The 18,205-nt window shown below is 71.7% G+C and carries 16 protein-coding genes; 13 read left to right on the top strand and 3 right to left on the bottom strand.

The window, feature by feature from the left end; genetic code table 11:
* Positions 1-208: 208 nt before the first annotated feature.
* The 8 genes from ACIO9J_RS14165 to ACIO9J_RS14130 all read left to right on the top strand — a co-directional run bounded on the left by ACIO9J_RS14165 (position 209) and on the right by ACIO9J_RS14130 (position 8,584).
* The gene (locus tag ACIO9J_RS14165) at positions 209-1,069 is read left to right on the top strand and encodes a GntR family transcriptional regulator (RefSeq protein ID WP_401998606.1); all 861 of its coding nucleotides are present in this window, start codon (positions 209-211) and stop codon (positions 1,067-1,069) included.
* Between the two features lie 135 nt (positions 1,070-1,204).
* Positions 1,205-2,197 carry a sugar ABC transporter substrate-binding protein gene (locus tag ACIO9J_RS14160; RefSeq protein WP_401997621.1) on the top strand — a complete coding sequence of 331 codons (993 nt, stop codon included), beginning with the start codon at positions 1,205-1,207 and terminating at the stop codon, positions 2,195-2,197.
* A 118-nt stretch (positions 2,198-2,315) separates the two neighbouring features.
* The gene (locus ACIO9J_RS14155; RefSeq protein ID WP_401997618.1) at positions 2,316-3,329 is read left to right on the top strand and encodes a sugar ABC transporter substrate-binding protein; all 1,014 of its coding nucleotides are present in this window, start codon (positions 2,316-2,318) and stop codon (positions 3,327-3,329) included.
* On the top strand, positions 3,326-4,387 hold the full coding sequence (locus ACIO9J_RS14150) for an ABC transporter permease (RefSeq protein ID WP_401997615.1): 1,062 nt from the start codon (positions 3,326-3,328) through the stop codon (positions 4,385-4,387). The genes ACIO9J_RS14155 and ACIO9J_RS14150 overlap by 4 nt, the downstream gene beginning before the upstream one ends.
* An 11-nt stretch (positions 4,388-4,398) precedes the next feature.
* Positions 4,399-5,208 carry an ATP-binding cassette domain-containing protein gene (locus ACIO9J_RS14145; protein ID WP_401998603.1) on the top strand — a complete coding sequence of 270 codons (810 nt, stop codon included), beginning with the start codon at positions 4,399-4,401 and terminating at the stop codon, positions 5,206-5,208.
* Between the two features lie 193 nt (positions 5,209-5,401).
* Positions 5,402-6,559, top strand: a complete 1,158-nt coding sequence (locus ACIO9J_RS14140; RefSeq protein ID WP_401997612.1) for an ROK family glucokinase — start codon at positions 5,402-5,404, stop codon at positions 6,557-6,559.
* Positions 6,560-7,162, top strand: coding sequence for a sugar kinase (locus ACIO9J_RS14135; protein WP_401997609.1), 603 nt, complete (start codon positions 6,560-6,562; stop codon positions 7,160-7,162).
* A 90-nt stretch (positions 7,163-7,252) separates the two neighbouring features.
* Positions 7,253-8,584 (top strand): sulfite oxidase, encoded by a 1,332-nt coding sequence (locus tag ACIO9J_RS14130; RefSeq protein WP_401997607.1) that lies wholly within the window; start codon positions 7,253-7,255, stop codon positions 8,582-8,584.
* A gap of 21 nt (positions 8,585-8,605) precedes the next feature.
* Here ACIO9J_RS14130 and ACIO9J_RS14125 read toward each other — a convergent pair whose 3' ends face one another.
* The 3 genes from ACIO9J_RS14125 to ACIO9J_RS14115 all read right to left on the bottom strand — a co-directional run bounded on the left by ACIO9J_RS14125 (position 8,606) and on the right by ACIO9J_RS14115 (position 12,730).
* A complete protein-coding gene (locus ACIO9J_RS14125; RefSeq protein ID WP_401997604.1) occupies positions 8,606-9,580 on the bottom strand; it encodes an ornithine cyclodeaminase family protein in 975 nt (324 codons plus the stop codon).
* A 66-nt stretch (positions 9,581-9,646) separates the two neighbouring features.
* Positions 9,647-11,650 carry a TerD family protein gene (locus tag ACIO9J_RS14120; protein ID WP_401998600.1) on the bottom strand — a complete coding sequence of 668 codons (2,004 nt, stop codon included), beginning with the start codon at positions 11,648-11,650 and terminating at the stop codon, positions 9,647-9,649.
* A 114-nt stretch (positions 11,651-11,764) separates the two neighbouring features.
* Entirely contained in the window at positions 11,765-12,730 is a 966-nt protein-coding gene (locus ACIO9J_RS14115) for an AraC family transcriptional regulator (RefSeq protein ID WP_401997601.1), read from the bottom strand.
* A gap of 170 nt (positions 12,731-12,900) precedes the next feature.
* On the opposite strand from ACIO9J_RS14115, the gene ACIO9J_RS14110 reads away from it, so the two are divergent.
* The 5 genes from ACIO9J_RS14110 to ACIO9J_RS14090 all read left to right on the top strand — a co-directional run bounded on the left by ACIO9J_RS14110 (position 12,901) and on the right by ACIO9J_RS14090 (position 18,159).
* A complete protein-coding gene (locus ACIO9J_RS14110) occupies positions 12,901-14,361 on the top strand; it encodes an MFS transporter (RefSeq protein WP_401997598.1) in 1,461 nt (486 codons plus the stop codon).
* 13 nt (positions 14,362-14,374) lie between these two features.
* On the top strand, positions 14,375-15,304 hold the full coding sequence (locus tag ACIO9J_RS14105; RefSeq protein ID WP_401997595.1) for an SDR family oxidoreductase: 930 nt from the start codon (positions 14,375-14,377) through the stop codon (positions 15,302-15,304).
* 98 nt (positions 15,305-15,402) lie between these two features.
* Positions 15,403-16,683 carry a 4-carboxymuconolactone decarboxylase gene (pcaC, locus tag ACIO9J_RS14100; RefSeq protein WP_401997592.1) on the top strand — a complete coding sequence of 427 codons (1,281 nt, stop codon included), beginning with the start codon at positions 15,403-15,405 and terminating at the stop codon, positions 16,681-16,683.
* Positions 16,684-16,716: 33 nt separating this feature from the next.
* Complete coding sequence (locus ACIO9J_RS14095) at positions 16,717-17,349, top strand: MBL fold metallo-hydrolase (RefSeq protein WP_401998597.1); 633 nt, start codon at positions 16,717-16,719, stop codon at positions 17,347-17,349.
* Between the two features lie 30 nt (positions 17,350-17,379).
* Positions 17,380-18,159 (top strand): exodeoxyribonuclease III, encoded by a 780-nt coding sequence (locus tag ACIO9J_RS14090; RefSeq protein ID WP_401997589.1) that lies wholly within the window; start codon positions 17,380-17,382, stop codon positions 18,157-18,159.
* Positions 18,160-18,205 lie beyond the last annotated feature (46 nt).

Raw genomic sequence — 18,205 nt, 5'->3', positions numbered from 1 at the left:
CAACGAGCCTGATCAGAACGGCGAAGGCGGCCGCCGTCTTCGCCTGTCTTTCCCTCTGTGGCCTTGGATGGGGCCACGGGGGCCGCCTGACGCACTGTCCCCCGTTTGTCCCCCGGGCTGCGAAAGAGCCCCCTCGGAGATCACTCCAAGGGGGCTCTTCGGTGCTCCATCGCTGGTCAGGGACATGAGTGCGGGTCGCGACCAGTCCATATTTTGTCCTGACAACAGAACTTCAGAACTTCCCGTCATCATCTCCTGGGACTACGCTCGCCCCGTGTCCAAACCAGTCGCCAAAGCAGCCCAGGACAAGCCGGTCAAGGACCCCACCGTCGCGCTGCGCCTCGGCGTCGACCGCAGCAGCCCGGTCCCGCTCTACTTCCAGCTGGCCCAGCAGCTGGAGGCGGCGATCGAGCGCGGCGCCCTGACCCCCGGCAGCCTCCTCGGCAACGAGATCGAACTCGCGGGACGGCTCGGCCTGTCCCGGCCCACCGTCCGCCAGGCCATCCAGTCCCTCGTCGACAAGGGCCTCCTCGTGCGGCGCAGAGGCGTCGGCACCCAGGTCGTACACAGCCAGGTCAAGCGCCCCCTGGAGCTGAGCAGCCTCTTCGACGACCTGGAGGCGGCGGGCCAGCGGCCCGAGACCCGCGTCCTGCGCAACACCGTCGAGGCCGCGTCCGCCGAGGTCGCGGCGGCGCTCGGGGTCGCCGAGGGGGACGAGGTGCACCTCGTCGAGCGGCTGCGTCTGGCCCACGGGGAGCCCATGGCGTATCTGACCAACCACATCCCCGGCGGGCTCCTCGACCTCGACACCGAGCGGCTCGAAGCCACCGGGCTCTACCGGCTGATGCGCGCGGCGGGCCTCACCCTGCACAGCGCGCGCCAGTCCGTGGGGGCGCGCGCCGCGACCGCCGAGGAGGCCGAGCGGCTCGCCGAGCCGGGGGCGGGCGCCCCGCTGCTGACCATGCGGCGCACGACCTTCGACGACACGGGCCGGGCGGTCGAGTTCGGCTCGCACGTGTACCGGGCCTCGCGGTACTCCTTCGAGTTCCAGCTCCTCGTACGGCCGTAGCCCTCCTCGCCCGGCCGTAGGTGTCAACCTGCTCACGGTCGTCCGAATGTTCTGACAAATGCATTGACGCTGCCGTGCGCCCGCCGCTAGAACTCCCCCAGCCGCAATCGGGCGGCCGGGAGAAGAGGTGGTCCCATGCGTACAGCCCGCACGGCCGCAGCCCTCGTAGCGGTGCTCGCGCTGGCCGTCGGCTGCAGCAGCTCCGGCGGCAAGGACGACGAGGACAAGTCGGGGGACGGCGGCGGGGGAGGGAAGGGCGTGAACACGCCCCGCCTCAAGATCGCGATGGTGACCCACTCCGGCGAGGGCGACACCTTCTGGGACATCGTCCAGAGCGGCGCCAAGCAGGCCGCCCGCAAGGACAACGTCGAGTTCCTCTACGCCAACGACAAGGAGGCCAAGGGGCAGGCCGAACTCGTCCAGTCGTTCGTGGACAAGAAGGTCGACGGGATCGTCGTGACCCTGGCCAAGCCCGAGGCGATGAAGTCCGTCCTCGCCGAGGCGGAGGCCGCCGGGATCCCGGTCGTCACGATCAACTCGGGCGGCGAGTTCTCCGCGCGGTTCGGGGCGATCGGCCACATCGGCCAGGACGAGTCGGTGGCGGGCGAGGCCGTCGGCGACGAGCTCGACAAGCGCGGCAAGAAGAAGGCCCTGTGCGTCATCCACGAGCAGGGCAACGTCTCCCTGGAGCAGCGCTGCGCGGGCGTGAAGAAGACCTTCGACGGGTCGGTCGAGAACCTGAACGTCGAGGGGACCAACGCGCCCGGCGCGCAGTCCTCGATCAGCGCGAAGCTCCAGGCGTCCAAGGACATCGACGCGGTGGTGGCCCTCGGCGCGCCGATCGCGGCCGTGTCGGTGAAGGCCAAGGAGGACGCGGGCGGCAAGGCGGAGATCGACACGTTCGACCTGAACGCCGAGGTCGTCAAGCGCCTCAAGGCCAAGGAGGTCGGCTTCGCCGTCGACCAGCAGCCCTACCTCCAGGGCTACCTCTCCATCGACGAACTGTGGCTCTACAAGACCAACGCGAACGTCATCGGCGGCGGCCGTCCGGTCCTCACCGGTCCCGCGATCGTCACCTCCAAGGACGTGCCGAAGCTGGAGAAGTACACGGCCAGGGGAACGCGATGACCACGCGCCGCGGTACCCGATGGACACGAGCGTGATCCGCGTGGTCGATACTTGGGCGGCCGGGGCCGGGGATCCGGACCGGCCGCACCGAGGAGCAGAACGAGAAGGGCACGGCGTCGTGGCAAGGGTGAAGACAGGGGTACGCGCCGTGGGCGCCGTGCTGGTGGCGGTGCTCGGAGCCTCCCTGGTGGGATGCAGCAGCACCGGAGGCAAGCGTGCCGAGGACGCCCGCAAGGCGGCGGCCGCCGGCGGACGGGCCGCGGTGGACACGCCGCGCTGGACCTTCGGGATGGTGACGCACTCGGGTGACGGCGACACCTTCTGGGACATCGTCCAGAGCGGCGCCAAGCAGGCCGCGGTCAAGGACAACATCAAGTTCCTGTACGCCCATGACGACGAGGCCCAGCAGCAGGCCCAGCTCGTGGACTCCTACATCGACAAGAAGGTCGACGGGATCATCGTCACGCTGGCCAAGCCGGACGCGATGAAGGGCGCCCTGGCCCGCGCGAAGAAGGCCGGCATCCCGGTGATCACGGTGAACTCGGGCTCCGCGGAGTCCAAGGAGTTCGGCGCGCTCACTCACATCGGCCAGGACGAGACGATCGCGGGCGAGGCCGTCGGCGACGAGCTCAACAAGCGCGGCAAGAAGAAGGCGCTCTGCATCCTGCACGAGCAGGGCAACGTCGGCCACGAGCAGCGCTGCGCGGGCGCCAAGAAGACCTTCGACGGCAAGCTGGAGAACCTCTACGTGACGGGCACCAACATGCCCGACGTGCAGTCCTCCATCGAGGCCAGGCTGCAGACCGACAAGTCCCTCGACGCGGTCGTCACGCTCGGCGCGCCCTTCGCGGACGCCGCGGTGAAGGCCAAGGAGGGCGCGGGCAGCAAGGCGGAGGTCGACACGTTCGACCTCAACGAGAAGGTCGCCGCGGGCCTGAAGTCCGGTGCGCTGGGCTTCGCCGTCGACCAGCAGCCCTACCTCCAGGGGTACGAGGCCGTGGACCTGCTGTGGCTGTACAAGTACAACGCCGACGTGCTCGGCGGCGGCAAGCCCGTCCTCACCGGTCCCCAGATCATCACCAAGGACCAGGCCGCCGAGCTGGAGGAATACGCGAAGCGAGGGACCCGATGACAGCGACCGCACCAGCCCCCGCGCCGTCGCCGGGGACCAAGAGCGACGAGCGGCTGCTGAAGACGTCGCCGCTGAAGAAGCTGATGGGCCGCCCCGAGCTCGGCTCGGTCGTCGGCGCCATCGCCGTGTTCGTCTTCTTCTCGATCGTCGCGGACAGCTTCCTCCAGGCCACCAGCCTGGCCACGGTGCTCTACGCGGCGTCGACGATCGGCATCATGGCGGTGCCGGTGGCGCTGCTGATGATCGGCGGCGAGTTCGACCTGTCGGCGGGCGTCATGGTGACGACGTCCGCGCTGATCTCGTCGATGTTCAGCTACCAGATGACCGCGAACGTCTGGGTCGGCGTCCTGGTCTCGCTGATCGCGACCCTCGCGGTCGGCGTCTTCAACGGCGTGATGCTGACCCGCACGGACCCGCCGAGCTTCATCATCACGCTCGGCACGTTCCTGATGCTGACCGGTATGAACCTCGGCTTCACCAAGCTGATCAGCGGCACCGTCTCGACGAAGTCGATCTCCGACATGGAGGGCTTCTCCTCCGCCCAGGACGTCTTCGCCTCGACGATCACGATCGGCGGCGTCGACTTCAAGATCACCATCGTCTGGTGGCTGGCCCTGATCGCCGTCGCCACCTGGATCCTGCTGCGCACCCGCGTCGGCAACTGGATCTTCGCGGTCGGCGGCGGCGAGGACGCGGCCCGCGCGGTCGGCGTCCCGGTCGCCGCGACCAAGATCGGCCTCTACATGGGCGTCGCCTTCGGCGCCTGGGTCTCCGGCCAGCACCTGCTCTTCTCGTACGACGTCGTGCAGTCCGGCGAAGGCGTCGGCAACGAGCTGATCTACATCATCGCGGCCGTCATCGGCGGCTGTCTGATCACCGGCGGCTACGGCTCGGCGGTCGGCGCCGCCGTCGGCGCGCTGATCTTCGGCATGGTCAGCAAGGGCATCGTGTTCGCCGAGTGGAACCCGGACTGGTTCAAGTTCTTCCTCGGAGTGATGCTGCTCCTGGCGACCCTGCTCAACCACTGGGTCCGCAAGCGCGCGGAGGCGACGAAGTGACCACGGACGCGATCAAGGCCGACGCGGCCCCCGCGGGGGAGCGCACCCCGCTCGTCGAGCTGGACGACGTCAGTAAGTACTACGGGAACATCCGCGCCCTCGAAGGCGTGTCGCTCGAAGTGCACGCGGGGGAAATCTCCTGTGTGCTCGGCGACAACGGCGCGGGCAAGTCGACCCTCATCAAGATCATCGCGGGGCTGCACCAGCACGACGCGGGCGCCCTGCGCATCGAGGGCGAGGACACCCGGCTCGGCTCCCCGCGCGAGGCCCTCGACCTGGGCATCGCCACGGTCTACCAGGACCTCGCGGTGGTCCCGCTGATGCCGGTCTGGCGCAATTTCTTCCTCGGCTCCGAGCCGACGAAGGGCGTGGGCCCCTTCCGCCGCATGGACGTCGACCGGATGCGCGAGACGACCCGCGCGGAGCTGCTGCGCATGGGCATCGACCTGCGCGACGTGGACCAGCCCATCGGCACGCTCTCGGGCGGCGAGCGCCAGTGCGTGGCGATCGCCCGCGCCGTCTACTTCGGCGCGAAGGTGCTCGTCCTGGACGAGCCGACCGCCGCGCTCGGCGTCAAGCAGTCCGGCGTGGTCCTGAAGTACGTCGCCGCCGCGCGGGACCAGGGCCTCGGCGTGGTCTTGATCACGCACAACCCCCACCACGCCTATCTGGTCGGCAACCGTTTCGTGCTCCTCAAGCGCGGCGCGATGTTCGGCAGCTACGCCCGCGACGAGATCACCCTCGACGAACTGACCCGCCAGATGGCGGGCGGCTCCGAACTGGACGACCTCCGTCACGAACTGGAGGACCGCGCCTCGTAAGGGGCGCGGGGAACTGCGCGAGCAACCACGAACAAGCCGCAGTCGCGTCTGCTCGGTGGCCCGGCAGACGCGACCGCGGCTTTTCCTGCCCGGAGCGCACGGTTCCCCACACCCCTGCAGGGCGCCCCCGACGGGGGCGCCCGCCCCGTGCCCGTTGTGCGCGCCCCCGCGAGCGTGAGGCAGAATCGCCGCAATGAGCACCTACCGCGACCTCGCGCACCGCGGCTCCGCACGAGCCACCGTCCTGCGGACCGTGGGCACGCGCGAACGCCGATCCCATCTGACGGCGCCCCGCGTCCCCACCGTCGGCATCGACATCGGCGGTACGAAGGTGATGGCGGGTGTCGTCGACGCCGACGGCAACATCCTGGAGACCCTGCGTACGGAGACCCCGGACAAGTCCAAGAGCCCCAAGGTCGTCGAGGACACCATCGTCGAACTGGTTCTCGACCTCTCCGACCGGCACGACGTGCACGCGGTGGGCATCGGCGCGGCGGGCTGGGTGGACGCGGACCGCAACCGGGTCCTGTTCGCCCCGCACCTGTCCTGGCGCAACGAACCGCTGCGCGACCGCATCTCGGGACGCCTCGCGGTCCCCGTGCTCGTCGACAACGACGCGAACACCGCCGCGTGGGCGGAGTGGCGCTTCGGCGCGGCCCGCGGCGAGGACCATCTGGTCATGATCACGCTCGGCACCGGCATCGGCGGCGCGATCCTGGAGGACGGCCAGGTCAAGCGCGGCAAGTTCGGGGTGGCCGGCGAATTCGGCCATATGCAGGTCGTCCCCGGCGGTCACCGCTGCCCCTGCGGCAACCGCGGCTGCTGGGAGCAGTACAGCTCCGGCAACGCGCTGGTCCGTGAGGCCCGCGAGCTGGCCGCCGCCGACTCCCCGGTGGCGTACGGCATCATCGAGCGCGTCAAGGGCAACGTCCCCGACATCACGGGACCTCTCATCACCGAGCTGGCCCGCGAGGGCGACGCCATGTGCGTCGAGCTGCTCCAGGACATCGGCCAGTGGCTCGGCGTCGGCATCGCCAACCTCGCCGCCGCCCTCGACCCGTCCTGCTTCGTGATCGGCGGCGGCGTCTCGGCCGCCGACGACCTCCTGATCGGCCCCGCCCGCGACGCCTTCCGCCGCCACCTGACCGGCCGCGGCTACCGCCCCGAGGCCCGCATCGCCCGCGCCCAGCTCGGCCCCGAGGCCGGCATGGTGGGCGCCGCCGACCTGGCCCGCCTGGTCGCCCGCCGCTTCCGCCGCGCCAACCGGCGCCGCGTGGAGCGCTACGAACGCTATGAGCGCTACGCCGAGGCCCGCCGCTCCAACGACCGCACCTCCCAGGGAACCCAGTAGATGACCGTGCCCCGCCAGCCCTCGCCCCCGGACCGCCCCGGCGCCGCCGGACAGCCGGACCGCGAGGGAGGCAAGACCGAGGACCGCCGCCACATGATCCGCCGCCGCTGGCTGACGGCGACGATCATCGTGCTCCTGATCGGCATCCCCGCCGGCTATCTGGTGATCTCCGCGAACCAGAGCCGCAACAGCGGCCGCGACAAGGAGAGCAAGTACTCCGCGACCGGCCTCTCCGAGGGCTGGCCGTCGCGGGTCCAGCGCCGCCTGTACGACGTGCCGATCCCGCCGTACTCCAAGGAAGTCGCCTACTACGAGACGAACAACTGGCGCACCAGCCGTCTGTACGTCCAGTTCCTGACCAGCAACGAGGGCCTGGCCAAGTTCCTCAAGCGGATCGGCACCTCCACCGAGGCCCTGGAGCCGAAGGACATCACGATCAGCAAGCGCGACCAGAAGGTCGTCGGCTGGGAGTTCACGGGCCCGGGACCGTGGTCGGGCCTCACCCACGACAAGAAGAACCCGGCCCCGACGCAGGACGTCGTCGTGGACCGCTCCAACGCCAAGCACCCCATGGTCTACGTGGTGTCCTCGACGACCCCCTGACCCCGCGGTGCCGCCGGGTTTTGTTGCCGGTCCGTGAAGCGCCGCCCGATCGCGGGGCGCGGGGCGCCGCGCCCTCCTAGCGTGGCGCCCATGTCCGCATCGCGCCGCAAGGCGAACCCCGTCGTGCGCCCCCTCGTGGGCGGCGCCCCCTCCGAAGCGTCGTACGACCGCCACCGGCTCCGGCAGTGGCTGGCGGGAGAGGCGCGCGCCGACGGCGTCGCACGCCGGGACGTGCTGCGGCTGCTGGCCGCCGCGGGCCTGGCGTCGGCGGTCCCCGCGGGGCTCGCGGCGCCGCGGGCGGCGGCGGTCGCAGGGGCGGCGGGGGTCGCCGGGGCGGCCGCGCCGGGCATCGTCAAACCGCTGCCCCCGGAGCGGTTCACCGTCCGCGGCACGAACGCCGAGGCGCGCTTCGAGTCCTTCGCGGACACCGGGCACACCACGCCCGTCTCCCACTTCTTCGTACGCAACCACACGGCGACGCCCCGCATCGACGCGGACACCTGGGCGCTGCGCGTCTGGGGCGACGGACTGACCGGCGGGGCGCGGGAGTTCACGCTCGCCGACCTCAGGCGGCTGCCCGCCGTCTCCCGTACGGCGTTCGTCGAGTGCGCGGGCAACGGCAGGAGCCTGTTCGCCACCCAGCAGGGCCAGGAGGTCTCGGGCACCGCGTGGACCCTGGGCGCGGTCGGCGTGGCGCGCTGGCGCGGCGCACGCCTCTCCCACGTCCTGCGCGCGGCGGGCCTCTCGCGCCGCGCGGTGGACGTGCTGCCGCGCGGCCTCGACGCGGACTACGTGACGGCGGACGGCACCAACCTCGGCCGCGTCCGCCGCCCGCTGCCGCTCGCCAAGGCCCTGGACGACGTGATCCTGGCCTACGAGATGAACGGCGACCCCCTGCCCCCGGACCACGGCCACCCGGTCCGCCTGCTCGTCCCCTCCTGGGTCGGCATCGCCTCGATCAAGTGGCTCGGCGACATAGAGGTCTCCTCAACTCCCCTGTACTCGCCCTGGAACACGGACTTCTACCGCCTGTACGGCGACGCCTACCCGCCCCAGGGCAGCGCCCCGCTCACCCGCCAGACCCTCAAGTCGGCCTTCGAACTCCCCTGGAACGCCCGCCTGTCCACGGGCACCCGCCACCGCCTCACCGGCCGTGCCTGGTCGGGCGCGGGCGCCGTCGCCCGGGTCGACGTCAGCACGGACGACGGCGCCACCTGGCACCGCGCCCACCTCCACGACACCCCGCACCGCCACACCTGGACCCGCTGGTCCCTGCCGTGGCGCCCGACGACCCCGGGCCCCACGACACTCCTGTCCCGCGCCACGGACACGACGGGCCGCACCCAGCCGCGCACGACGCCGCACAACACGCAGGGGTATCTCTTCGACGCGGTGGTGCGGCACGCGGTGACGGTCGTCTGAACGGCCCGGCGCGTACGCCCCTCACCCGAGGGCGGCCCCCGCCTCGTACGCGGCCGCCGCCACCGCCAGGTCCTCCCAGGCCATGCCCGCCGACTTGAACAACCGGGGCCGCCCCTCCTCGCCCTTCACCGCGCCCCGCACCAGGGCGTCAAGGGTGTGCAACCGCCCCATGTCGAAGGCCCCTTCACCGGCCGCGAGCAGCAGGTCGCCGCACTCGCGCCCGGCTACTTCCCGGGACTCCGCGACCACCGTGGCGCGGCCCACCAGAGCGGCGTCGACCTCGCGGGCGTCCGGCTCGTGGGAGCCGACGGCGGCTACCGTGGCGTGTCCTGGCAGCAGGGAGCTGTCGAAGAGGGGCTCGCGCGCGGTGGTGCAGCAGCAGACGATGTCCGCGTGGGCGACGTCCCGCGCTGTCGCCGCGGCGGCTTCGAGCCCTTCGGCGCGGCAGCGGTCGACGAAGGCGTCGACCCGCCCGGCGTTCCGCGCGACCACGTCGACATGGCGCAGCCCGGGACGCACCGCCCGCACCGCCTCCACATGCCCCCACGCCTGCGGCCCCGTCCCGAAGACCAGCAGCCGTTCGGCGTCGGGCACCGCGAGATGCCGGACGGCCACACCGGACACGGCGGGCGTCCGCAGCGACGTCAGCGCGATCCCGTCGAGCAGGGCGAGCGGCGTGTGCGTCACCCCGTCGAGCAGGAGATAGAGCCCTTGGATCCGGGGCAGCCCGCGCTCCGCGTTGGCGGGCGTCACGGTGGCGATCTTCACCCCGGCGTACGACGCGGTCGCCGACGGCATCAGCAGCAACTGCCCACCGGGCACGCCCACGACCCCGCGCGGCGGTTCCCCCTCCGGATCGAGCCCGTCGACGAGCACGCCCTCCAGGGCGTCGATCGCGGCCGACATGGACACGAGCCGGTTCAGCGTCCCGCCGTCGATGTGAGGTGTCGTACCGGGGCGCGAACCGCCCTCGTGCTGCGAGGAATGGCCCTTCATGGAAATTCTCTCCGTCCTCTCGTCCACACCCGCGAGCCCACCCGCCACCTGTTCCGGCCCCGGGCGTCAGCTCACGCTGGTGATCACCCCTCTATGGAACACGTCGACGGCCGAGTCGACGCTCCTGATGAAGCCGGATGCCGCGTTGCCGCGGGTGCTGCCCAGGGTCCGCGACAGCGAGAGCCGGAATCCCGTGATCTCTCCGGCCGAGCCCGCGCCGGGGGACGGAAGCGGATCTCCGGGCTCCGGGCGGAGCTTGTCCAAGGTGCCCCTGGGGCCCGGCACCTCACCGCGCAGCAGGGTCTGGACGTGCAGATCGGCAGGGGCCGTCGCCAGCTGCTTCATGAGGCGCTTCACCCAGGTCAGCGGGTATCCCTGGTCGGGCGCGGGCACCTCGATCGACGTGCGCAGCCGGCTCAGCCGCAGATCGGCGGCGAGGTGCAGCGGTCCGGGCGCGCCGTCGATCCGGATCTCGGCGTGCAGCCGGCCGTCCTCGCACAGCGACTTGGCGAGCGCCGCGCGGCGCGACTGCGGATCCGTGCCGCGCCTGGCGCGCTGGACGGGGACGACCTTGTCGCCGAGTTCGCCCCCGAGCCGCAGGCAGACCTGACGCACGAGCCGCTCCCAGCTCTCCACCACCCGTACCGCGCGAGGATCGCCCGGTACGAGGGTCTCGTCGTCGATGCCGTTGCGGACCGAGACCCAGTCGGCGCCCATGTTCTGGAAGCCGTGACAGCCCGAGTTCTCGTGCTGGAGATAGTGCAGGAGCTCCTGGAGCAGCCAGGCGTGCGGCTCCTGGCGGACTCCTTCGTGGTGGATCAGCATCTGCGCCTGGTGTGTCACATCGGCCCAGGACAGGTGCCACAGCGCGACCTTGTTCCTGCGCCGGGCGTCGGTCCTGACCTCCACGAGCGGACTGCCGTCGAGCGCCACGTCGTTGGAGAGCGTGATGACGGCCTCGTAGCCGCGGCGCCCCGCGATGTCGAGGTAGTCCCGCACCTGTTCGGCCTTGAGGGGATTGCCGTTGGTCTTCGTCTCCACGAGGGCCGTCCACAGCTTGCCCGCGCGCTCGACGCGGATGACGCCGTCGGGGCGCCGGGGGTGGTCCGCGTTCGGCAGGACGACCTCGGTGAACGTCTCCATGCGGCCCGCGGGCGCGCCGAAGGCGGCCGTCAGCCTGCGGCCGAACTCCGGCACCTGCGCCATCACCGACAGCAGGATGGACGTCGCCCGCACCTCACGGTCCTTGTCGCTCTTCAGTGAGGAGAGCGGGAAGAGCCGCGCGGTCCGCCACTCGTCGTTCTCCGCCAGCGACGGTTTGCCGGGTGCCCTCGGGAGCCTGGCCTTCTTCTTCGCCGTACGCAGCCGACGGGGCTGCGGGGCGGCAGGCCCCGGCACGGGTGGCGCGGGCGGCGCGAGGGAGGCGGTGGCGGGCGCGGTGGCCGGTGCGGCGGGGGCGGGGAGTGCCGGAGGAGCGTCGGCGGCCGTCTCGGGAGCGGCGGAGGCGGGCTGCGGCGGTACGTCCTGGTCGTCGTCCTCGTCGATCTCGATGCCGTAGTCCGTGGCGAGGCCCGCGAGGCCAGTCTCGTACCCCTGACCGATCGCGCGGAGCCGCCACTCGCCCGCGCGGCGGTAGATCTCGGCGAAGACGAAGGCGCTCTCGACGGTCGCGCCCGCGATGGCGAAGCCGACGAGGTCGTCGCCCGACCCGCCGGTGAGCGTGAGCCGGAGGTCCTGCAACTCGCCGAAGCCCGCGCGCCGGTACCGGCTGGCCGCGATGACCACGCGCTCCACCGTGCCGGGCAGCGCCGACAGATCGAGCCTGATCCGGTCCTCGCTGCCGTTGTCGGTCGGTGTCTGACCGAGCAGCTGGACGGACCCGTCCGCGGCCACCGGACGGTTGTAGAAGTAGAAGTCGTCGTTCCCGCCGACTCTGCCGTTCTCGCGGAGCAGCAGGACGGACACGTCACAGTCGCCCTCACCGCTCGCGCTGCTCCAGCCGAGCCGCGCCATGAAGGAACCGCCCCCGTCGGCGAGTGCCGGCAGAGCCGTGTTGGCACCTTTGGTCAGTTCGCGCACGCGCGCCCCCGAGGTAGGGAAGGGCGGCGCGGTCGAAGGCCGAACGGCCCTCCTGGTAACGGAAGTTGAATACTCCTCTGACATAGGAGCTTGAGCCGTGAACGGTCACTCTGGCAAGGCCGCGACAGCCCCCGGCTCCTGCGTCGATCCTTTGTTCCCGCGATGGCTGCCCGGGGTGATCCCGTACTCCTTCCGGAAAGCCAGATGAAACCCGACCAGGCTGCCGTAGCCGATGCGTCGTGCGATGTCCTGTTGGGGCAGGGACGTCTGGGTCAGGAGGCGTCCGGCCTCTTGTAGGCGGCGGGTCGTCAGGTAGCGCATCGGGGGCTCGCCCACCAGGTCACGGAAGGTCTGGGAGAACACCGAGCGGGACATGCCGGCCTCGCGTGCGAGGGATTCCACCGTCCACGGCTCGGCGTAGGAACCGTGGACCGCCAGCAGCGCCTTGCTGATGCCCGGGTGGTGCAGGGCCCGCAACGCGGGTGATTCCGCGGCGAGTTGCTCCATGGCGATCCGCAGGGACAGGACGAACACCGTCTCGAAGGCCCGCAGGGTGACGAGGCGGGTTCCCGGTGCCGTGCGCTCGATCTCGGACGGCAGGGAGTCCAGGGTGCGCAGCAGTAGCGGCTCGTCCGCCAGCATGTGGCGGCGCAGCACGATGATCCGGGGCAGCGCGGCGTAGAGGCCGGGGTCGCTGAGCGCGTTGTAGTGCAGGCTCGCGCAGAGCATGCGCGTACCGAAGGGGGGAGTTCCGACCCTGACGATGCCGGACCCGCCGGGGCGGCGGTGCGGCATCAGGTCCGGCAGCGGGACCGTCCGGACCCCGTGCGCGGAGGCGAAGGTGTGCCCGGTGCCGTGCGGGAAGATCGCCAGGTCGCCCTGGTGCAGGGCCACGGGGGCCGCCTCACCCCCGAAGTCGACGACGCAGCCGCCTTCGACCATGTGATGCAGGATCGCGCACGGGTCGTCATGGCCCTCGACGCCCCAGTCGCCGCCCGCCTCCCACCGGCTGTGGAAGACGTCGGCCAGCCACAGCGGGCGCAGCAGTTCACTCAGCAGGTCGTCGGGCACGGACGATCCTTAAAAGGGTTGGGGGTTTGGTTAATTGATCGTATGTGCTGTGCCCAGGACGATGGGGGCGAGGGCGGGCCTTGGGGCGGGCCTTGGGGCGGGCCTTGGGGTCGGCCTTGGCCCGTTTCCGTACCCGCCCCCCCACGCATCGCACCCGTGTCAGGAGAGACATGACTCGCCCCAGCGGTCAGGAACACCCCGCGTCACCGCGTGACCGACGGCGGGCCCTTGCCCTTCTCGCCTGTACGCAGTTCGTCCTGCTCCTGGACACCTCGATCATCAACGTGGCCGCGCCCTCCATCGGCGCGAGCCTGGACGTCCCGCCCGCCGACCTCTCCTGGGTGGCCAACGCCTATCTGGTCGCCTTCGGCGGGCTCCTGCTGCTCAGCGGGCGCGCCGCGGATCTGCTGGGGCAGCGCAGGGTGTTCGTCTGCGGCCTCGCCGTCCTCGCGGCCGCCTCGCTGCTCGGCGCCCTGGCCGACGGCGTGCCGCTGCTGATCGCCGCGCGGGTGGTCCAGGGCGTCGGCGCCGCGATGGCCGGTGCCGCGGCGTTCGCCCTGGTGCTCACGCTCTTCGGCAACGGCCCCGAACGGCACCGTGCGCTGGGCGTGTTCGCCGCCATGGCCGGTGCGGGTGGGGCCGCGGGCACGGTGCTCGGCGGGGTGCTCACCAGCTGGCTCGGGTGGGAGTCGACGTTCGTCCTCAACGTGGTGGCCGGCATCGCCCTGATCCTGCCCGCGCCCCGGCTCCTGCCGCGCGGGACGGCGGCCGCGGGCGCGAAGGAGTTCGACGTGCCCGGCGCGGTGACGGTCACCGCGGGCCTCGGGCTGCTCGCCTACGCCGTGGTCAACGCGGGCGGAGCGGGCTGGAGTTCACCCGCCACGCTGACCACGGGCACCGTCGCCGTGCTGTTCCTCGCGGCCTTCGTCCTGATCGAACGCGGCGTGACCCACCCGCTCGTACCGCCCTCCTTCCTCGCCCGGCCGACACTGCGCCTCGCCAACGTCCTTGCCGCGCTCTGGCAGATGTCGCTGTTCCCGATGTTCTTCCTGGTGAGCCTGTATCTCCAGGCGGTACTGGGGTACGAGCCGGTGCTCGGCGGCCTCGCCTTGCTACCGCTCTGCGCCGTGGTCATCGCCGTCGCGTCGCGCACCGACCGGCTGATCGCCAGGTTCGGCCCGCGCGTGGTGACGGGGGCCGGCTTCGGCCTGGTCACCGTCGGCATGGCCTGGCAGTCCCTGCTCTCCGTGGACGGCTCCTACCTGGTGGACGTCCTGCCGCCGAGCCTGGTCCTCGGCGCCGGGCTGCCCCTGGTCTCCATCGCCACGAACATCGCGGCCACCGTCGACACCCGCGAGGAGGAGGCCGGTCTCGCCTCCGGGATGGTCAACACCAGCCTCCAATTCGGCTCGGTGCTCGGCCTCGCCGTCCTCTCGGGAATCGCCGCCGCCGACACCGGCGCCTCCTCCGCGGCCCACGACACCGCGCTCACCGAGGGCTTCAGCACCGCACTCCTGGCCGGGGCGGTACCGGCCGCGGTCGGCCTGCTCCTGGCGTTCCGGCTGAGGTTGCGCGCCGCCCACGGAACCCAAACCCACCAAGACATGACCAACCCCATCAAGACCCCATAAGGAAAGGCACGACATGACCCAAGAGCACCGCAAGCACGTCCTCGTCACGGGAGCCAACGGCTTTCAGGGCGGCGCGGTGGCCCGGCTCCTCGCCGGACAGGGGCACCAGGTGCGCGGTCTCGTCCGCGACGAGACCAAGGCGGCGGCCGCCCCCGTCCCGGGCGTCACACCGTTCCGCGGCGACCTCGGCAGCCGCCAAGACCTGCGCGCCGCCTTCGAGGGCGTCACGCACGCCGTCGTCGTGATGCCCCTGGAGTACGACCTCGACGTGGTGACCGGTTACGCGCGCGACATCGCCGACGCCGCCCAGGAGGCGGGCGTGCGGCGCCTTGTCTACAACGCCAACACCCCGATCCCCGAGGGCACGACGCCGTACGCGGGGTTCGAGACGCGGCGTCGGGCGGCGGACGCGCTGCGCGCGGGGCCGGTCCCCGTTGTCGTCGTCGAGCCGCCGGTCTACCTGGAGAACCTCTTCAGCCCCTGGAACGGCCCCGCCCTCGTCAACGACGGCGTCCTCGCCTATCCGCTGCCCGCCGAGCAGCGCGTGGCCTGGATGTCCCACGACGACCTGGCGCGCGTCCTCGCGCGCGCCCTCGACGAGGACGTACCGGCCGGTCAGATCCTGCGCGTCGGCGGCGCGGACGTGCTCACGGGGCCCGAGCTCGCGGCTGTTTTCGGGCAGGCGCTCGGGCGCGAGATCCGCTATCTCCCGCTGGACGTCGACCGGTTCGAGGCGGGCCTCGCCCAGGTCATCGGCGCGCCGGGCGCGGCCGGGGTGGCGGGGATCTACCACTACGTGGGCGCGGGCGACGCCGACGGCTTCCTCGCCGGGACGCACTCGACGCCCGCGACGGTGCAGACGGACCTCGGGGTCCCGCTCACGCCGGTGGCCGAGTGGGTCCGGGCGCAGCCCTGGGAACAGTGGGCCGCACCGGCCGAGTGACCGAAGGCGATGTCCACTTCTTGGTCTTTCACCTGATCAGGACCGTATCCTCACAGCCCCCGTCGGAGGGCCGCCGCGAGATGTGGGAACGTGGCCGGGTGAGTGAGACGAAGACTGAACACCTGCAATACCGCTTCGACGGGCCAGAAGACGCCCCGGTGCTCATCCTCGGCGCATCGCTCGGGACCACCTGGCACATGTGGGACCGGCAGATACCCGAGCTGACCCGGCAGTGGCGGGTGTTCCGCTTCGACATGCCCGGCCACGGCGGGGCGCCCGCCCACCCCTGCGGGTCCGTGGGGGAGCTCGCGGCGCGGCTGCTGGCCACGCTCGACGAGCTCGGGGTGCAGCGGTTCGGCTACGCGGGCTGCGCCTTCGGCGGTGCCATAGGCGTCGAGCTCGCGCTGCGGCACCCGCAGCGCGTCGCCTCGCTCGCGCTGATCGCCGCCTCGCCGCGGTTCGGCACCGCCGACGAGTTCCGCCAGCGCGGCGTCATCGTGCGCAGCAACGGACTCGACCCGATCGCCAGATCCGCGCCCGACCGCTGGTTCACGCCCGGTTTCGCCGCCGCGCAGCCCGCGATCACCGACTGGGCGGTGCAGATGGTGCGCACCACCGACCCCGGCTGCTACATCGCCGCCTGTGAGGCGCTCGCCGCCTTCGACGTACGGGCCGAGCTCGGCAGGGTCGGGGTGCCCACGCTGGTGCTCGTGGGGTCCGAGGACCAGGTCACGGGGCAGGGGGAGGCGCGCACGCTGGTCGCGGGGATCCCCGACGCGCGGCTCGCCGTGGTGCCGGGGGCCTCGCACCTCGCACCCGTGGAGCAGCCCGCCGCGGTCACCGACCTGCTCGTACGGCACTTCTCCTCGGCGTGGCAGGACCCGCAGGCCGCGATCACCGCGCCGCCGGTCAAGCCCGTGCTCGCCCCGCCGCTGGTGGCGCCCATGGCGGAGATCGCGCCCCTGGAGCAGCCGGAGCCGGTGGAGGGTGCCGTCAGGGCCGATCCGTACGAGGCGGGGATCAAGGTCCGCCGCGAGGTGCTCGGCGACGCCCACGTCGACCAGGCGCTCGCCGCCGCCGACGACTTCTCGGGCGACTTCCAGGAGCTGGTCACGCGCTACGCGTGGGGCGAGGTCTGGAGCCGTCCCGGGCTCGACCGCCGCTCCCGCAGCTGCGTCACGCTGACCGCGCTGGTCGCGGGCGGTCACCTGGACGAGCTGGCCTTCCACACCAGGGCCGCGCTGCGCAACGGACTGACCCCGGCCGAGATCAAGGAGGTGCTCCTGCAAGCGGGCGTCTACTGCGGTGTCCCGGCGGCCAACGCGGCCTTCAAGGTCGCCCAGGGCGTGATCCGCGAGGAAACCACGCCCCAGGAGTAGCAGGATGGAGGCATGACGACCTCCACCCAGCGCATCACGTTCACCAAGATGTCCCACGCGTGCGTGCGTCTCGAAAAGGACGGACGCACGCTCGTCATCGACCCGGGCGGCTTCAGCGAGACGGACGCGGCGCTCGGCGCCGACGCGATCCTCGTCACCCACGAGCACCCCGACCACTTCGACGAGGGGCGGCTGCGGGCCGGCATGGCGGCCAATCCGGCCGCCGAGATCTGGACCCTCGGGTCCGTCGCAGGCCAGCTCTCGGCCGCCTTCCCCGGGCGGGTGCACACCGTCGGGAACGGCGACACGTTCACGGCCGCGGGGTTCGACGTCCAGGTGCACGGCGAGCTGCACGCGGTGATCCACCCGGACCTCCCGCGGATCACCAACGTCGGCTATCTGGTGGACGGTTCGGTGTTCCACCCCGGTGACGCGCTGACCGTCCCCGACCAGCCGGTCGAGACGCTGATGCTCCCCGTGATGGCCCCCTGGAACAAGATCTCCGAGGTCATCGAGTACGTACGGGAGGTGAAGCCGCGGCGCGCGTACGACATCCACGACGCGCTGCTCACCGATCTGGCCCGGCCGATCTACGACAACCAGATCGGCGCCCTGGGCGGCGCCGAGCACCTGCGGCTCACGCCGGGCGAGTCGGCCGACCTGTGACTGTCAGTGCCGCCCGGTAGGTTGTGAGGCATGCGCATTGCGACCTGGAACGTGAACTCGATCACCGCTCGGCTGCCGAGGCTCCTGGCCTGGCTGGAGAACACCGGCACGGACGTGCTGTGCATCCAGGAGACCAAGACCACCGCCGAGGCGTTCCCCGCCGACGAGCTCCGCGAGCTGGGCTACGAGTCGGCGGTGAACGCGACCGGCCGGTGGAACGGCGTCGCGCTGGTCTCCAAGGTGGGCCTCGACGACGTCGTCAAGGGCCTGCCCGGCGGCCCCGACTACGACGGCGCGGAGGAGCCCCGCGCGATCTCCGCGACCTGCGGCCCGGTCCGCGTCTGGTCGGTCTACGTGCCGAACGGCCGCGAGGTGGAGCACGCGCACTACGCGTACAAGCTCCAGTGGTTCGAGGCCCTGAAGACGGCGATCGCGAAGGACGCGGCGGGCCCGCGCCCCTTCGCGGTCCTCGGTGACTTCAACGTGGCGCCGACCGACGACGACGTGTGGGACCCGGCGCTCTTCGAGGGCGCCACGCACGTGACGCCCGCCGAGCGCGCCGCCCTCGCGGCCCTGCGCGAGACGGGCCTGACCGACGTCGTGCCGCGCCCCCTCAAGTACGCCCACCCGTTCACGTTCTGGGACTACCGGGAGCTCGGCTTCCCCAAGAACAAGGGCATGCGCATCGACCTGGTCTACGGGAACGAGCCCTTCGCGAAGGCCGTCTCCGACGCGTACGTGGACCGCGACGAGCGCAAGGGCAAGGGCGCGTCGGACCACGCGCCCGTGGTCGTCGACCTGGACGTGTAGAGGTCGGGTGACCAGCCCGTCCGGCGTTTGAGGACGAACGCGGCGA

Origin of the sequence: Streptomyces sp. NPDC087300, assembly GCF_044744425.1 — a bacterium.
GTDB lineage: Bacteria > Actinomycetota > Actinomycetes > Streptomycetales > Streptomycetaceae > Streptomyces.
This window is presented reverse-complemented; position numbering and strand designations above follow the sequence as displayed.

Bases quoted from the DNA above. Each gene is read 5' to 3' on its own strand.
- ACIO9J_RS14160 (WP_401997621.1), top strand. From the start codon at position 1,205: ATGCGTACAGCCCGCACGGCCGCAGCCCTCGTAGCGGTGCTCGCGCTG.
- ACIO9J_RS14150 (WP_401997615.1), top strand. From the start codon at position 3,326: ATGACAGCGACCGCACCAGCCCCCGCGCCGTCGCCGGGGACCAAGAGC.
- ACIO9J_RS14140 (WP_401997612.1), top strand. From the start codon at position 5,402: ATGAGCACCTACCGCGACCTCGCGCACCGCGGCTCCGCACGAGCCACC.
- ACIO9J_RS14135 (WP_401997609.1), top strand. From the start codon at position 6,560: ATGACCGTGCCCCGCCAGCCCTCGCCCCCGGACCGCCCCGGCGCCGCC.
- ACIO9J_RS14130 (WP_401997607.1), top strand. From the start codon at position 7,253: ATGTCCGCATCGCGCCGCAAGGCGAACCCCGTCGTGCGCCCCCTCGTG.
- ACIO9J_RS14125 (WP_401997604.1), bottom strand. From the start codon at position 9,580: ATGAAGGGCCATTCCTCGCAGCACGAGGGCGGTTCGCGCCCCGGTACG.
- ACIO9J_RS14110 (WP_401997598.1), top strand. From the start codon at position 12,901: ATGACTCGCCCCAGCGGTCAGGAACACCCCGCGTCACCGCGTGACCGA.
- ACIO9J_RS14105 (WP_401997595.1), top strand. From the start codon at position 14,375: ATGACCCAAGAGCACCGCAAGCACGTCCTCGTCACGGGAGCCAACGGC.
- ACIO9J_RS14090 (WP_401997589.1), top strand. From the start codon at position 17,380: ATGCGCATTGCGACCTGGAACGTGAACTCGATCACCGCTCGGCTGCCG.